The sequence below is a fragment of the Geodermatophilus sabuli genome (genome assembly GCF_900215145.1).
In the GTDB taxonomy this organism is placed as follows: Bacteria; Actinomycetota; Actinomycetes; order Mycobacteriales; family Geodermatophilaceae; genus Geodermatophilus; species Geodermatophilus sabuli.
This window is the reverse complement of record NZ_OBDO01000007.1, coordinates 42,980-58,625: the sequence shown is the minus strand read 5'-3', so window position 1 is coordinate 58,625 and position 15,646 is coordinate 42,980. Positions and strand designations below refer to the sequence as shown.

The window sequence follows — 15,646 nt, the reverse complement described above, 5'->3', positions numbered from 1 at the left end:
GCATGACGACGACCGAGACCCAGGCGGGCACCGCCGACGCACTCGCCGGACGCATCCTCGCGGGGGTGACCGCCACCCTCGAGCTCGCCGCCGTCGACCTGGGCGCACAGCTGGGCTGGTACCGCGCCCTGGCCGACGCCCCGGCCACGGCACCCGAGCTCGCCGACCGCACGGGGACCGCCCCGCGCTACGCCCGCGAGTGGCTCGAGCAGCAGGCGGTGGCCGGGATCCTGACCGTCGACGACGTCCGGGCCGAGTCGGACGCGCGGCGCTACACGCTGCCGGCGGAGTACCGCGGCGTGCTGGTCGACGAGCTGGACCCCGCCCACATGGCGCCGTTCGCCCGCGTGGCCATGGCGTTCGTGCGCAACCTGCCCCGGCTGCGCGAGGCGTACCGCACCGGCGACGGGCTGGGCTGGGCGGAGATGGGCCCCGACGCCCGTGAGGCGCAGGGGGACGCCAACCGCCCCTACTTCCTCGGGGCGATGGCGACCGAGGACCTCCCGCGGGTGCCCGGTGTGGACACCGTCCTGCGGGGCGGCGGCCGGGTCGCCGACGTCGGCTGCGGCATGGGCTGGTCGGCGATCGGGATGGCGCGGGCGTACCCGCGGGCCCGGATCGACGGCTTCGACGTCGACGCGCCCTCCGTCGAGCAGGCACGGCGCAACGCCGAGCAGGCCGGCGTGGCCGACCGGGTCCGGTTCACCCTCGTGGACGCGGCGTCGGCGGACGGCGAGCCGGGCGGCTACGACCTGGTGACGGCGTTCGAGTGCGTCCACGACATGGCCGACCCGGTGGCCGTGCTGGCGGCGATGCGGGGGATGGCCCGCCCGGACGGCACGGTGCTGGTGGTCGACGAGAAGGTGGCCGAGCAGTTCACCGCGCCCGGCGACGAGGTCGAGCGGCTGATGTACGGCTACAGCCTCACCTGCTGCCTGCCCGACGGGCTGTCCACGCGGCCCTCGGTGGCCACCGGCACCGTCATGCGCCCGGCCACCCTGGAGCGGTACGCCCGCGAGGCCGGCTTCACCGGGGTGGAGACCCTGCCGATCGACAACGACTTCTTCCGCTTCTACCGGCTGGTCCGCTGAGGCCGGTCCGGCACACCGGAACGAGGAGGTCCACGAGGATCGGAGCAGTTCCGCTGTAGTCACTCCACCGTCGTGCCGATCGAGGTGCCAACGGTGCGCACCTCCGCGCCGACCACCCGCGACGCAGGAGTGCCCCATGGCGCGCAACCTCTGGTCGGACCGTCCGCTCGGCGTCAAGCTCGCCGCCCTCGTCGCCGCGGGAGCCGTGGTCCTCGCGGTCTTCGCCGTCCTGACCGTGCAGGCCCTGCACGGGACGGGCGAGCGCACCGACGAGCTGCTCGCCACCACCCGCGCGACCGCCGCCGCGCTGGAGGCGGACATGATGCACGACGCCGTCCGGGGCGACGTCCTCCAGGCGCTGCTGGACGGCTCCGGCGGCGGGACGACGGCAGACCTCGCCGCGCACGACGCGACCTTCCGCGAGGTGCTCGCGGCGGTGGCCGACGCCGGGCTGGACCCCGAGGTGGGCGCGGCCGTCGCCGAGGTCACCCCCGAGGTCGAGGCCTACCTCGCCGCGGCCGACCGCATCGTCGCCCGAACCGCGACCGACCCCGCCGCCGCCCGGGCCGGCTACCCGGCGTTCGCCGAGGCCTTCGCCGTCCTCGAGGACGAGCTGCCCGCCGTCGGTGCCGCCGTCGACGGGGCGGCCGTGGCCGCGGCCGCCGCCAGCACCGACCAGCGGGGGACGGCGATCACCCTGGCGGTGCTCGTGGCCGCCGGTGGGGTGCTGGTGCTGGCCGGGATCGGCTGGGTCGTGACGCGGTCAGTGGTCGGGCCGCTGCGCCGGGTGGGCGCGGTGCTGGCCGGTCTCGCCGAGGGCGACCTGCGTGGGGTCACCGGCGTCACCAGCCGGGACGAGATCGGCCGGATGGCGGCGGCGCTGGAGACCTCACTGGGCAGCCTCCGCGGGGTGGTGACCACCATCGGCGACACCACGACGACGCTCGCCTCGGCGACCGAGGAGCTCACCGTGACCGCGCGGGACATGACCCGGCTGGCCGACGAGTCCGCGGAGCAGAGCGGGGTGGTCGCCGCGGCGGCCGGCCAGGTGTCGCGCAACGTGCAGACGGTCGCCGCGGGCTCGGAGGAGATGGGGGCCTCCATCGGTGAGATCGCGCGCAACGCCGGCGAGGTGGCCCGGGTGGCCGCCCAGGCGGTCACCGTCGCCGACGCCACCACCGCGACCGTCGCCAAGCTGGGCGACTCCTCGCGCGAGATCGCCGGCGTGGTCCAGGTGATCACCGCCATCGCCGAGCAGACCAACCTGCTGGCGCTCAACGCGACCATCGAGGCGGCCCGCGCCGGAGAGGCGGGCAAGGGGTTCGCCGTCGTCGCCAACGAGGTCAAGGAGCTGGCCCAGGAGACGGCGAAGGCCACCCACACCATCACCGCCCGGGTCGAGGCGATCCAGGCCGACACCGGCGGCGCGGTGCGGGCCATCGGCGAGATCGGCCGGATCATCGGGCTGATCAACGACTCGCAGGGCACGATCGCCGCCGCCGTCGAGGAGCAGACGGCGACCACCACGGAGATGAACCGCAACGTCGCCGAGGCCGCGGTGTCGGCCGGCCGGATCGCGGAGAACATCACCGCCGTCGCTGGTGCGGCCGGGGCCACGACCCGCGCGATGACCGACGCCCGGACGGCGATGGACGAGGTCGCCCGGATGGCGTCGGCGCTCAGCTCGGCAGTGGGCCGCTTCCGGTACTGAACGCGCTGACCGGATGCCGCTCGACGGTGCCGGGAGCACCCCCCTGGGCCTGGGGCGGGACGGCGGGCAGGCTGGGCCCATGACGACGTCGCGACCACTGCCTCCCGCCGTCCGGAGGGTCCTGCCCTGGCTGCTGGGCTGGTGGGCCCTGCAGGGGGCGGTCGCGCTGACCGGCCGGCTGGTCGCCCGCCGCAAGAACGAGGGCGACGAGAGCACCGCCGGCATCCGACGGGTGGTCGCGGTCGGTGGCGTCCAGCTGCGGCCGACGAACCCGGAGCTGGCGCGGGTGCGCGTGGACCTGGTCATGGGCGGCGCGGAACTCGACCTCACCGCGCTGCCGCGGGTGCCCGGCGGCGTCGATCTCACCGTGCGGGCGCTGATGGGGGGCATGGGCGTCCGGGTGCCGGCCGGCTGGCGGGTGTGGTGGGCCTTCCGCGGCGTGGGCGGCATCGGCATCGAGAAGGGCGCCGACGTCATGCGGACCGAGGACGAGCGCGGCGCCGACCTCCGCGTCCACGCCGACGTCCTGTTCGGCGGGATCGGCGTGGAGGGCCCGCGGTAGGACCGGCCGGCGGGCTGGTCCCGCCGGGCGGCGTCCCAGGCGGTGTTGCACGTGGAACGTCGCCGCGGCGGCGCCCGGCACCGTGGCGGCGTCCGCCCCCGTGGCGGCGGAGCGGACGTGCAGCGCCCTACCATCCCCTCGTGAGCTCACGGTGACCGAGCACGCGCCCGGGCGCTCGATCTTCTCCGGTGGCGGCGAGGTGGGCCGCGCGATGGCCGACCGCGACTGGACGCAGACCCCGCTCGGCCCGCCCCGGGGGTGGCCGTCCGAGCTGCGCAACGTCGTCCGGATCATGCTGACGTCGCGGTTCCCCATGTGGGCGGCCTGGGGGTCGGAGCTCACCTTCTTCTACAACGACGCCTACCGGCGGGACACCCTCCGGGCCAAGCACCCCTGGGCGCTGGGCCGGCCCGCGTCGGAGGTGTGGGCCGAGATCTGGCACGACATCGGCCCGCGGGTGCGGTCCGTCCTCGACACCGGGGTGGCCACCTGGGACGAGGACCTGCTGCTCTTCCTCGAGCGCAGCGACTACCAGGAGGAGACCTACCACACCTTCTCCTACAGCCCGCTGGGCGACGACGACGGCCGCGCCCCGGGCATGCTCTGCGTGGTCACCGAGAACACCGAGCGTGTCGTCGGCGAGCGCCGGGTGGCCGTCCTCCGGGACCTCGCCGCCGCTGTCGCGACGACCCGCACCCGGGCCGACGTCCTGACCGCCGTCGACGAGCAGCTCGGCCGCGACCTCGCCGACCTGCCGTTCAGCCTCACCTACCTGTTCGACGCGACCGGCACCGCGCGGCTGAGCGTCGCATCCGGGATCGAGCCCGGCTCGGCCGCCGCCCCCGCCGTCCTCACCCCGGCCGACGACGTCTGGCCGCTGGACCGCGTGCTGGCCGGCGAGCAGGTGCTGGTCGATCGCCTCGACGACCGCTTCCCCGACCTGCCCACCGGGGCCTGGCAGCTGCCCCCGACGGAGGCGGTCGTCGTGCCGATCGCCTCCTCCGCGCAGGAGGGGGAGCCGGTCTCGGGCTTCCTCGTGGCCGGGCTCAACCCGCACCGCCGTTACGACGACCGCTACCGCGGGTTCATCGAGCTGATCGGCAACCAGATCGCCTCGGGGCTGCTCAACGCCGGCAGCTACGAGGCCGAGCGCAGCCGGGCGGAGGCGCTGGCCGAGCTCGACCGGGCGAAGACCGACTTCTTCAGCAACGTCAGCCACGAGTTCCGCACCCCGCTGACGCTCATCGCCGGGCCGGTCGCCGAGCTGCGCGGCAACCCGACCGTGCAGGCCGACCCCCGGGTCCGCGAGGAGCTGGAGGTCATCGAGCGCAACGCGCTGCGGCTGGGGAAGCTGGTCAACACCCTCCTGGACTTCTCCCGCATCCAGGCCGGCCGCATCGACGCCCGCTTCGAGCCGGTCGACCTCGCGGCCACGACCGCCGAGCTGGCCAGCGTCTTCCGCTCGGCGGTCACCCGCGCCGGGCTGGAGTTCACCGTCGACTGCCCGCCCCTGGACGAGCCGGTGCACGTCGACCGGGACATGTGGGAGAAGGTCGTCCTCAACCTGCTCTCCAACGCGCTGAAGTTCACCTTCTCCGGCGGCATCAGCGTGCGGCTCCGGCGGGACGGCGGAGCCGCACAGCTCACCGTGAGCGACACCGGCACCGGCATCCCGCCCGGGGAGCTGCCGCGCCTGTTCGAGCGCTTCCACCGGGTCGCCGACGCGCGCGGCCGCTCGGGCGAGGGCAGCGGCATCGGCCTGGCCATGGTCCGCGAGCTGGTCGGGCTGCACGGCGGGAGCGTCGACGTCGACAGCACCGTCGGCGTCGGGACGACGTTCACCGTCACCGTGCCGTTCGGCGCCGCGCACCTGCCCACCGAGCGGCTGGCCGAGCCGTCCGTCGAGTCGTCCGCCGAGGCCGCCGAGCCGACCGCCGAGGTGCCCGCCGTGTCACCGGCCGCGGCGCCGTTCGTCACCGAGGCCCTGCGCTGGCTGCCCGACCGGGACGGCGCACCCGTCGAGGGCGCCGGGTCCCCCGGCACCCAGGCCGGCCGGGTGCTGGTCGCCGACGACAACGCGGACATGCGCGCCTACCTGGTGCGGTTGCTGGCCCCGCGCTACGCCGTCCGGGCGGTCGCCGACGGCCGCCAGGCCCTGGAGGCCGCCCTCGCCGACCCGCCGGACCTCGTGGTCAGCGACGTGATGATGCCCGAGCTGGACGGGATGGAGCTGCTGGCCGCCCTGCGCGCCGACGCCCGGACCGCGCGGACGCCGGTGGTGCTGCTGTCCGCGCGCGCCGGGGAGGAGGCCGCGGTCGAGGGCATGGCCGCGGGCGCCGATGACTACCTCGTCAAGCCGTTCTCCGCGCAGGAGCTGGTGGCCCGCGTCGACGCCCACCTCCACCTGGGCCGGGTCCGGCGGGCCGCTGAGGAGCGCTTCACCGCGATGGCCGACCTCGCGCCCGCGCTCATCTGGGTGGCCGACCCCGACGGCCGGCGGGTGTTCGTCAACCGGGGCTGGACGCAGTTCACCGGCCGCCCGGCCGGGGAGGAGCTCGGCGAGGGCTGGGCCGACCTGCTGCACCCGGAGGACCGCGACCGGTACGCGGCCGTGGTCGCCGCCGCGCGCGGGCGGCGGGAGGGCTGGGAGGTCGAGTTCCGGCTGCGGCGCGACGACGGCGCCTACCACTGGTTGCTGGAGCGGGCGGTACCGATCGGCGCGGGCGACACTCCCGCCGGCCACGTCGGCAGCTGCACCGACGTCAACGCGCGCATCCGGGAGACCGAGCGGCAGACGCTGCTGGCCGAGGTCGGTGCACTCCTGGACCACGAGAGCACCATCGACGGGCAGCTGGCCGCGCTCGCGCGGCTCCTGGTGAGCCGCCGGCTGGCCGAGTTGTGCACCGTGCGCCTGGTCCGGGACGACGGCACGCTGCGCTGGGCCGGCATCGCCGGCGTGGACGGCCCCACCGAGGCGGCGCTCGCCGAGCTGGACCCGGACGTCGGGGTGGGGCCGGAGGTGGTGCGGACCGGGCGGGTGGTCGTGCACGCGACGCTGGCCGAGGCGAGCGCCCTCGGCACCGACCACCCGGCCCTCGCCGCGCCGCTCGCCGTCGCCTCCGTGCTCGCGCTCCCGCTGACCGTGCGCGGGCGGGTGCTGGCCGTCCTCGTGCTGGGCCGGCGGGGGGACGCGCCGCCCTACACCCAGGACGACCGGGCGCTGGCCGAGGAGATCGCCGTCCGCGCCGCCCTGGCCGTCGACAACGCGCTGCTGCTGGCCGACGAGCGCGCCGCCGCGCACCGGCTGGCGCTGCTGCAACGGGCCACGGCGGAGCTGTCGGCCGCGACGACCCCGGTGGAGGTCGCCACCGCGGCCGCCGGACACCTCCGGTCGCTGACCGGGCCCGAGAGCCGGGTCGCCGTCTACGAGATCGACGCCTCCCACCGCGCGCTGTCCGCCCTGGCCATCAGCGGGGGCAGCGACGCCGGCCGCCGCCTGTGGAGCAGCCTGCCGCTGTCGGCACCGCTGGTCGCCACGACCGCGGTCACGCAGCGCCGCCCGATCTGGGTCGAGGACGTCTCCGCGGACCCCGTGGCCGGCCGCCCGCTGCCCGCCGAGTTCGCCGAGGCGCTGCGGGCGTACGGGCTGGCCGCGAACGTGGCCGTCCCGCTCGTGGTCGCCGGCCGGGTCGTCGGAGTCCTGGCCGTCGGCTGGCCCACGGTGCAGCGGTTCTCCGAGGTGGACCGCGCGATGCTGCTCGCCGTCGCCGAGCAGTGCGCCCAGGCGCTCGACCGCGCCCGGCTCTTCCGGGCCGAGCAGGGCATCGCCGAGACGCTGCAGCTGAGCCTCCTGCCGGCCCAGCTCCCGCGGTTGGACCGGCTGGCGCTGGCCGCGCACTACCTGCCCGGCGCCGAGGGGGCCCAGGCCGGCGGTGACTGGTACGACGTCGTCGAGCTCCCGGACGGCCGGGTGGCGATCGCCGTCGGCGACGTCGTCGGCCAGGGGCCGTCCGCGGCCGCGGTGATGGGGCAGCTGCGCAGCGCGCTGTCGGCGGCCCTGCTGCAGGGCTGCGAGCCGGCCGAGGCGCTGGAGCTGCTGGACCGCTTCGCCGCGCGCCTGCCCGGCGCGCTGGGCTCGACCGCCGCCTGCCTCGTCGTCGACGGGGTCGCCGGCACCGTGCGCTGGGCGCGGGCCGGCCACCCGCCGCCACTGGTGGTCGGCCCCGGCGGCAGCCGCTTCCTGGACGGTGCCGGCTCCGGCGCGGTGCTCGGCGCCCCCGACCGCCCGCCCTACCGGGAGGGGGTCACCGAGGTCGCGCCGGGCACGACGCTGCTGCTCTACACCGACGGCCTCGTGGAGCGGCGCGGTGAGGTGCTCGACGAGGGGCTGGCCCGGGTGTGCGACGCCGCCACCCTGCACGTGGCGGCCGATCCCGCACGGCTCACCGCCCGGTTGCTGGCCGACGTGCTCGCCGACACCGACCAGCCCGACGACGTCGCGGTGATCGCGGCCCGGGTGCTGCCCGGTCCGCTGGCCGTGCGGTTGCCGGCCGATCCGGCGCGGCTGTCGGCCGCCCGCCGGGCCGTGGCCGCGTGGCTGGCGACCGTCGGGGTGCCCGAGGAGACCGCCGAGGACCTCCACCTGGCCCTGGGTGAGGCGCTGGCCAACGCCGTCGAGCACGCCTACGCCGCGGCGCCCGGCGCGGGGGAGTGCTCGTACCGGCTGGACCGGGATCTCGACGGCGGCATCCGGGTGGAGGTCCGCGACACCGGCGTCTGGCGGCCGCCGCCCGCGGACAGGGGCTTTCGGGGGCGCGGGCTGGACCTCATCCACGCCCTCGGCTCCGACGTCGAGATCGGCCGGGGGGCGGACGGCGTCGGCACCACCGTCCGGTTCCGGGTGGCCGCGGACGGGGTCGCCGGTGGGCGCGGGACCGTGCCCCCGCGGACCCGCCCGGCAGTGCACAGCGGGATCCCGGCCCGCCTGCGGGTCTCCGACGGACCGGACGAGGTCCGCCTGGAGGTGGTGGGCGAGCTCGACATCGCCACCGCCGGTCCCGTGCGGGACGAGCTGCTGCGGTACCTGGACCGGCTGCCGCCCGGCTCGGTGGCGGTGCTCGACCTGCGGCCGACGAGCTATCTCGCCAGCGCGGGCGTGGGCCTGGTGCTGGAGGCCCTCGCCCGTGCAGGTGATGTCGGCGTCGCCCTCCACCTGCGGACGGAGCGGGGATCGCCACCGGCGCGCATACTCGCTCTGGCCGGTGTGGTGGCCGACGACGCCACGGTCCCGTCCGCGTGACGGCGCGCCCGGTCTCGTCGGACCGCGGCGACCGGCGCGGGCTGTACCAGGATGTTGTCGGCCGGGGCGACCCGGTCACGAAGGGGACGGGGACCGTGGACGAGGAGGCGGACGGGCGGACTGCCGGCGGCGTCGGTCTCGACGCGGGCTTCCGGCACGGCACCGCCGTCGTGGGCAGTGACGACGACCTGCTCCTCGACGCCCTGCCCTTCGTCGAGGACGGTCTGCGCGCCGGTGACCTGGTCGCGATGGCCTGCCCGCCGGAGACCGCCACGCTGGTGTGCGACGCGCTGGGCGAGGTCGGCGTGGGGCTGGAGAACGACCCCGGGCTCACCCTCCTGGGCGCTCGCGCCCCCGACGCGATCGGCCGCGCCCGCGGCTACGTGGAACGGGCGGCGGAGCACCCGTCGGGCCGGCTGCGGATCCTCTCCGAGGTGGACTTCGGGGACCACCCCACCGGCTGGCGGGAGGGGCAGCGGTTCGAGTCGGCGTGCAGCCGGTTGATGGCCGGCACCGCCATCTCGGCCCTGTGCGTCTACGACCGGCGACGGCTGCCCGCCGAGGTGCTCGCCACCGCCACCGCCACCCACCCCCACGTGGTCCGCGGGGGGGCGTGGGCGACCAACCCGGCCTTCCAGGACCCGGCGCGGTACATCCGGAGCCTGCCGGCGCCGCACGAGCCGGTCGAGGACACCGTGCCCGTGCTCACCGTGGACGACGCCCCCACCCTCGCCGGGCTCCGCCACCAGATCGGCGCGGTCCTCACCGCCCACGTGCCCGACGCCGAGCAGCGGGCGGACCTCCACCTGGCCACCAGCGAGGTCGCCGCGAACGCGTTCCGGCACGGCCGGCGGCCGATCTCGGCCCGGGTCTGGACCGACGGCGACCGCATGGTCTGCGCGATCACCGACAGCGGGCACCGGTTCGACGACCCGCTGGCCGGCTTCCGGCCCGCGCACGGGGACGACCTCAGCCGCGGCGGCATGGGGCTGTGGCTGGCCCGCAAGCTCTGGGACAGCGTGGACCTGCTGCGGGGGCCGGCGGGCCTCACCGTCCGGCTCAGCACCTGGCTGCACTGAGGGTGGCCGGGGCTTGACGGGGGGATACCTCACTGCTGAGGTACCTGTGTGATCGTGGTGACGGCAGCGGGCGGACAGACCGGCACCGCGATCGTGCGGGCCCTGCGCGAGCGGGGCGAGCAGGTGCGCGCGGTCGTGTCCCGGCCGCGCCCGCGCCCCGAGCTCGACGCCCTGGGGGCCGAGGTGGTCGTCGCCGAGCTGACCCAGCCGCAGCCGTGGTCCGACGTCCTCGCCGGGGCCGACGCGTTCTACCTCATCTGGCCCAACTTCGACCCCGACGAGGACGAGGGCGCCACGGCGCTGTTCGGCGAGGCGCGGCGGGCCGGCGTCCCGCGGGTCGTCTACCACTCGGTGCTGCGACCGCAGGCGCGGACGATGCCGCACCACGCCGCGAAGGACCGCGCAGAGCAGGCCCTCGACACCTCCGGCCTGGCCTGGCGGGTCCTCCAGCCGTGCGCCTACGCGCAGAACCTCGACGAGCAGGTGGCCGAGGCGGTCCGCACCGGTCGGCTGCGCAGCACCTGGGGCCTGCGAACCGGGCAGTCGCTGGTCGACCTGGCCGACGTCGCCCAGGCCGCCGCCGTGCTGCTCACCGAGGACGGCCTGGACGGCGGCACCTTCGAGGCGGTCGGGCCCGAGGCGCTGACCGCCCCCCGGATCGCCGAGCTCATCGGCGAGCGGCTCGGGCGCGAGGTGGTCGCCGAGGACGTCGTCCCCCGCGGCGACGGGGTGGGTGGGCGGGACATGGCCTACGCCGGGCGCTGCCGCCGGCTGATGTTCGACCACTACCGGGCCCACGGCTTCGTGGGCAGCCCGCGGGTGCTGACCGCGCTGCTCGGCCGTCCGCCGCGCAGCTACGCCGACCACCTGGCTGACGTGGCCCTCGCGGCATGAGCACGACCGAGCGGCGTGCCGAGGACGCCGTCGACCTGATCCTCACGCAGTGGGCGCGGGAGCGCCCCGACCTCGACTGCACACCGATGGGCGTGATCGGCCGGATCAGCCAGCTGCAGCGGGAGGTCTTCCTCGCCCAGCGGGCCACCTTCGCCCGGTACGGCCTCGACGCGCCGTCGTTCGACGTGCTGGCCGCGTTGCGCCGCGCCGGCGCGCCCTACCAGCTGACCCCCACCGCGCTCATGCGCACCGCGCTGGTCACCTCCGGGGCGATCACGCAACGGCTGGACCGGCTGGAGGAGAAGGGGCTGATCACCCGGGAGCGCAGCGAGGCCGACGGGCGGGCCGTCGTCGTCACGCTCACCGACGCCGGCCGCGCCGCGCTGGACGCCGCCCTGCCCGACCACCTGGAGACCGAGCGCCGGTTGCTCGCGGGGCTCTCCGACGCCGACCGGGACCAGCTCGCCGACCTGCTGCGCCGTCTCCTGGTCGCCCTGGGCCGGACGCCGCAGAACCCCTAGACGCCGGTTTCCGCGGAAACCGACGTCAGATGCCGGGCACGTCCTCCGGGTGGAGGTCGGCCCGCACCCGGACGAAGCGCAGCGGGTGGCGGAAGACGCCGGCCTGCAGCGCGGCGTCGGCGCTCACCTCGACGACGACGTCGGGGTGCACCCGGGTGAGGGGCACCGACAGCCGGCCGCCGCCGAACCGTCCGGTGCCGATCCGCTCCGGCCAGGGGTGGTCGTCGCCGGCCGGGCGCAGGACGGCGGCCAGCTCGGCGGCGGAGGTCGGCGAGAGCGGGCTGGTGCGCCCCACCACGACCAGCTCGCCGTCGCGGTAGCGGCCGGCCACGAGCTGGCTGGGCCGCTCGAGGGGGCCGATGACGCCGCCGGCGAGCACCTCGGTGGTCTCCCAGGACTTGACCTTGAGCCACTCGCGGCGGCCCGGCGCGTACCGGGTCCCGGCGCCCTTGGCGACCAGGCCCTCGACGCCGGCGGCGCGCCAGTCGCTCGACCACTGGCGCGCCTCCGCGGGGTCGGTGGTGACCGGTGAGAGCTGCATCGGCGGCGCCCAGCGCGCGGCCAGCTCCTCCAGGGCGGCCCGCCGCTCGCGCAGCCGGCGCACCCGCAGGTCGGCCCCGCCGAGGGCGAGCAGGTCGAAGGCGACGTAGGAGGCCGGGGCGGACGCGACCAGGGCGCCGATCCGGCCCGGTGGCGTGACCATCCGGCGCTGCAGCAGGCCGAAGTCCAGGCGGGTGCCGTTCCAGACGACGACCTCGCCGTCGACCACCGTGCCGGGCGGCACCTGGGCGACGGCGGCGGCCGCGACGTCCGGGAAGCGGTCGGTGAGGTCGCGGCCCTGCTTGGACCAGACCCTGGTGGAGCCGCCGGTGCGGACGACGACCAGCCGGTAGCCGTCCCACTTGGGCTCGTAGAGGACGCCGCCGGGCAGCGCGTCGGCGTGCGGGAGGTCCCGGACCGGCTTGGCCAGCTGCACCGCGACCGGCCCGGCCAGCTCGGGGGGCACGTCGGGCAACCCGGGCACGGACAGCGGCACGACGGCCAGCGTGGGGGGTCCGGGGCCGGTGCGCAGCGCGCTGAGCTGCTCTCTCACCCGTTCGTGGCGGGTCGCCACGCTCCGCGAGGAACCCCGGAACGGGGTGGGTCATCTCGAGGCAGCCGGGTGCGGGAGTTCCTCAGTGCGCCCCGCTCAGCCGACCGGTGTGCCGCTCGAAGCGGGTGGCCGAGTGGGGGTCGAGGCCGACGATCGTCGCCGTCTTCCCGCGGGTCCCGTACTTGTGGGTGATCGCGTCGAGCGCGGCCACGGTCGAGGCGTCCCAGATCTGGGCGTCCGACAGGTCGATGACGACCTCCGCCGGGTCTCCGGCGTAGTCGAACTGGTGGACGAGGTCGTTGCTGGAGGCGAAGAACATCGCGCCGTGCACGGCGTAGTGCCGCCGGCCCTGCTCATCGGTCCTGGCGGTGACCTCGACGAGGTGGGCGACGCGGCGGGCGAACAGCACGCAGGCCACGAGGACGCCGACCCCGACCCCGATGGCCAGGTTCGAGGTGGCGACGACGACGGCGACGGTCGAGACCATGACGGCGGTCTCGCTCAGCGGCATCGACCGCAGGGTGCGCAGGCTGTGCCAGTCGAAGGTCGCGATGGACACGAAGACCATCACGGCGACCAGCGCCGCCATGGGGATGGTCGCGACGACGTCGCCGAGCGCGACCACCAGGACCAGCAGGAAGACGCCGGCCAGGAAGGTGGACAACCGCGTGCGGGCGCCGGCCGACTTCACGTTGATCATCGTCTGGCCGATCATGGCGCAGCCGCCCATGCCGCCGAAGAAGCCGGTGACGACGTTGGCGACGCCCTGGCCCCACGACTCGCGGGTCTTGTCCGAGCGGATGTCGGTGATGTCGTCGACGAGCTTCGCCGTCATCAGCGACTCCATGAGCCCGACGAAGGCGATGCCGAGGGCGTAGGGGGCGATGACCCGGAGCGTCTCCCAGGTCAGCGGGACGTCGGGGACCACCAGCGACGGCAGGCTGTCGGGCAGCCGGCCCTCGTCGCCGACGTCGGGCAGGTCCAGGCCCGCGGCCACGGTGAGCACCGTGAGCACGACGATCGCCACCAGCGGCGCCGGGACGGCAGTGGTGAGCCGCGGGAACAGGAAGATGATCGCCAGCCCGGCGGCGACCATCGGGTAGACCAGCCACGGCACGTCGACCAGGTGCGTGATCTGCGCGCCGAAGATCAGGATGGCCAGGGCGTTGACGAAGCCGACCATCACGCTGCGCGGGATGAACCGCATCAGCCGGGCGACGCCGGCCGCGGCCAGCAGGATCTGCAGGAGCCCGCCCAGGATCACCGCGGCGACCAGGTACTGCAGGCCGTGCGACGCGACCAGCGGCGCGATCACCAGGGCGATCGCGCCGGTGGCGGCGCTGATCATCGCCGGGCGGCCGCCGGTGAACGCGATGACGACGGCCATCGTGAAGGAGGCGAACAGGCCCACCCGCGGGTCGACGCCGGCGAGGATCGAGAAGCTGATCGCCTCGGGGATCAGCGCCAACGCGACGACCAGGCCGGCCAGCACCTCGGTGCGGGCGACGGCCGGTGACAGCCAGGACGGGCGGGTGCGCGCAGCAGTGAGGGAGGGCATGCCACCGGTTCTCGGGAGGACGCCCCGTCCCGGGACGAGCGGAACGGGGCGGGGGAGCGGGCGCGCCGCGGGCAGCGGTGCCCGGTGCGGAGTCGCCGCCCAGTCTGCCGCGGACCCGACACCTCACGTGAGGGGAGGGTCTGCGTCCTCCGTCACGCCGGCGCGGCGCCGGAGCCGGCCCGCTCACCCCGGTGGACGGTTCTCACCCCAGGTGGGGGAGACGGCCAGGGCTGCGGCGGTGAGCCGGGCCGCGCCGGTGTGACCATGGAGGAGATGACCGAGCGCAAGCCGACCGGGATGTCGTTCGAGACCTGGGTGGAGTCGCAGATCAGCCGCGGTCTGGCCCGGGGGGACTTCGACGGCCTGCGGGGCGCCGGGAAGCCGCTGCCCCGCCGGGCCGCCGAGGAGACCGCCTACGACTGGGCGGTGGACAAGGCGCGCCGCGAGGGCGTGGACACCGCGGCGATGCTGCCGCCCGGGCTGGCGCTGCGCAGGGAGCGCGACGGGCTGCCGGCGCGGGCGGACCGCCTGGAGTCGGAGGACGCCGTCCGCGCGCTGGCCGAGGACTACAACACCCAGGTCGAGGCGTTCTGGCGCCGCCCGCAGGAGAGCCGCTGGGCCCCCGTCCCCGGCCTGGCCGACGTCGACGCGCTCGTGGACCACTGGCGGGCGACCCGTCCGCCGCCGGCGCCGCCCGCACCGCCGCCGCCCCCGGTCCGCCGCCGGCGGTGGTGGCAGCGGCGGGGCGTCGACCGGTCATGATCTGCGGCATGCGATTCGTCCTCGAGGTGGACCTGGACGCCGGTGCCCTGGCCGGGGAGCGCCGGGGCGACGAACTGGGCCGGATCCTGCGCTACTGGGGCGGGAGCATGAAGCAGGTGGAGCTGGCGCCCGGAGCCCGGCAGGACCTCTACGACAGCGACTACACCGCCGTGGGGTCCTGGCGGGTCGAGCCCGACTGAGACGCCGAGATCGGCGACCTCGTCGGCTCCCGGGCGGGAACGGGACGAGATCGCCGATCTCGGTGGCGGTCAGACCGCGGCGGGCACCCGGTCGAGGAAGCCGAGCACGGTACGGATCCGCCCGTCGCCGTCGGTCATCGCGACGTCGAACCCGGCGATCGGCGCCTCCTGCCCCTCGGGGCCGAGGATCCACGTGAAACGCAACTGGTCGTGGTGGGCGTCGACCGGCCCGGCCAGCCGGAACACGAAGCCGGGGAACTGCCCCTGGACGGCGGCGATGGTCGCCTCGAGCGCCGCGCGACCGGTCACGTCGGCCAGCGGGTCGGTGTAGCGGACGTCCTCGGCGAACACGTCGATGACCGCGGCGCGGCGGGCGGCGGGGTCGGTGGCGTTCCAGGCGGCGAGGTAGCGCTCGGCGAGCTGCGGGGTGGCGGTCATGTCGGTCTCCTCCTCGGATCGGGCGGTCAGGAACGGCGCAGGCCGGCGGCCTGCAGCACGGCGAAGGCGGCGACTACGGCGGCCTGCAGGACCAGCCAGACGGCACCGGGCGTGGTGGGCGTGCCGATGCCGGCGAGCACGACGGCGATCGAGCCGGCAGCCCACAGGGCGTTGGCCGCGACGACCGCCCGGACGGCGGACGGCACCGGGCGGGCCGCGACGGACCCCACGGCGGCGGTGAACACCAGCAGGAAGACGCCGGTGCCGCGCAGCCAGGCGGCGGGCAGGCCGAGCAGGTCGGCGAGCGGGCCGGCGGCCAGCAGGTACGCCGCGCCGTTGACCCCGGTCACGGCGGCGTCGAGGGCCAGGGCGCGGTGGAGCAGTGTCGGGGGAGCGGTGGTGGTCGTGGTCATGGCGACCACGCTGGCCCCTGGTCGG

General features: G+C 76.0%; 13 protein-coding genes. 9 read left to right on the top strand and 4 right to left on the bottom strand.

The features are described from left to right. Nucleotides 1-2: 2 nt before the first annotated feature. From CRP39_RS16035 to CRP39_RS16005, 7 genes are all read left to right on the top strand, one after another. Complete coding sequence (locus CRP39_RS16035) at nt 3-1,091, top strand: class I SAM-dependent methyltransferase (RefSeq protein WP_097207391.1); 1,089 nt, start codon at nt 3-5, stop codon at nt 1,089-1,091. A 136-nt stretch (nt 1,092-1,227) separates the two neighbouring features. Next, entirely contained in the window at nt 1,228-2,802 is a 1,575-nt protein-coding gene (locus CRP39_RS16030; RefSeq protein ID WP_097207390.1) for a methyl-accepting chemotaxis protein, read from the top strand. 79 nt (nt 2,803-2,881) lie between these two features. Further along, a complete protein-coding gene (locus CRP39_RS16025) occupies nt 2,882-3,364 on the top strand; it encodes a hypothetical protein (protein ID WP_143426673.1) in 483 nt (160 codons plus the stop codon). A 151-nt stretch (nt 3,365-3,515) separates the two neighbouring features. Further along, nucleotides 3,516-8,663 carry a SpoIIE family protein phosphatase gene (locus CRP39_RS16020; protein ID WP_097207388.1) on the top strand — a complete coding sequence of 1,716 codons (5,148 nt, stop codon included), beginning with the start codon at nt 3,516-3,518 and terminating at the stop codon, nt 8,661-8,663. A 95-nt stretch (nt 8,664-8,758) separates the two neighbouring features. Next, a complete protein-coding gene (locus CRP39_RS16015; protein WP_143426672.1) occupies nt 8,759-9,742 on the top strand; it encodes a sensor histidine kinase in 984 nt (327 codons plus the stop codon). 54 nt (nt 9,743-9,796) lie between these two features. Beyond that, complete coding sequence (locus tag CRP39_RS16010; protein WP_245853908.1) at nt 9,797-10,636, top strand: SDR family oxidoreductase; 840 nt, start codon at nt 9,797-9,799, stop codon at nt 10,634-10,636. Further along, complete coding sequence (locus CRP39_RS16005) at nt 10,633-11,157, top strand: MarR family winged helix-turn-helix transcriptional regulator (protein ID WP_097207385.1); 525 nt, start codon at nt 10,633-10,635, stop codon at nt 11,155-11,157. The genes CRP39_RS16010 and CRP39_RS16005 overlap by 4 nt, the downstream gene beginning before the upstream one ends. Before the next feature lie 25 nt (nt 11,158-11,182). Here CRP39_RS16005 and CRP39_RS16000 read toward each other — a convergent pair whose 3' ends face one another. Together CRP39_RS16000 and CRP39_RS15995 are read right to left on the bottom strand one after the other, a co-directional pair. After that, complete coding sequence (locus tag CRP39_RS16000; protein ID WP_245853907.1) at nt 11,183-12,271, bottom strand: ATP-dependent DNA ligase; 1,089 nt, start codon at nt 12,269-12,271, stop codon at nt 11,183-11,185. A gap of 61 nt (nt 12,272-12,332) precedes the next feature. Beyond that, complete coding sequence (locus CRP39_RS15995) at nt 12,333-13,808, bottom strand: SulP family inorganic anion transporter (protein WP_097207384.1); 1,476 nt, start codon at nt 13,806-13,808, stop codon at nt 12,333-12,335. Nucleotides 13,809-14,081: 273 nt separating this feature from the next. Between CRP39_RS15995 and CRP39_RS15990 the strand changes: the two genes are divergently transcribed. Beyond that, nucleotides 14,082-14,570 carry a DnaJ family domain-containing protein gene (locus CRP39_RS15990; RefSeq protein WP_172442473.1) on the top strand — a complete coding sequence of 163 codons (489 nt, stop codon included), beginning with the start codon at nt 14,082-14,084 and terminating at the stop codon, nt 14,568-14,570. Between the two features lie 8 nt (nt 14,571-14,578). Next, the gene (locus CRP39_RS15985) at nt 14,579-14,770 is read left to right on the top strand and encodes a hypothetical protein (protein WP_097207576.1); all 192 of its coding nucleotides are present in this window, start codon (nt 14,579-14,581) and stop codon (nt 14,768-14,770) included. A gap of 69 nt (nt 14,771-14,839) precedes the next feature. Here the strand turns inward: CRP39_RS15985 and CRP39_RS15980 are convergent, their stop codons facing one another. Together CRP39_RS15980 and CRP39_RS15975 are read right to left on the bottom strand one after the other, a co-directional pair. Next, complete coding sequence (locus CRP39_RS15980; RefSeq protein ID WP_097207382.1) at nt 14,840-15,208, bottom strand: nuclear transport factor 2 family protein; 369 nt, start codon at nt 15,206-15,208, stop codon at nt 14,840-14,842. A 26-nt stretch (nt 15,209-15,234) separates the two neighbouring features. Beyond that, nucleotides 15,235-15,621 (bottom strand): hypothetical protein, encoded by a 387-nt coding sequence (locus CRP39_RS15975; RefSeq protein WP_097207575.1) that lies wholly within the window; start codon nt 15,619-15,621, stop codon nt 15,235-15,237. Between the last annotated feature and the right edge of the window lie 25 nt (nt 15,622-15,646).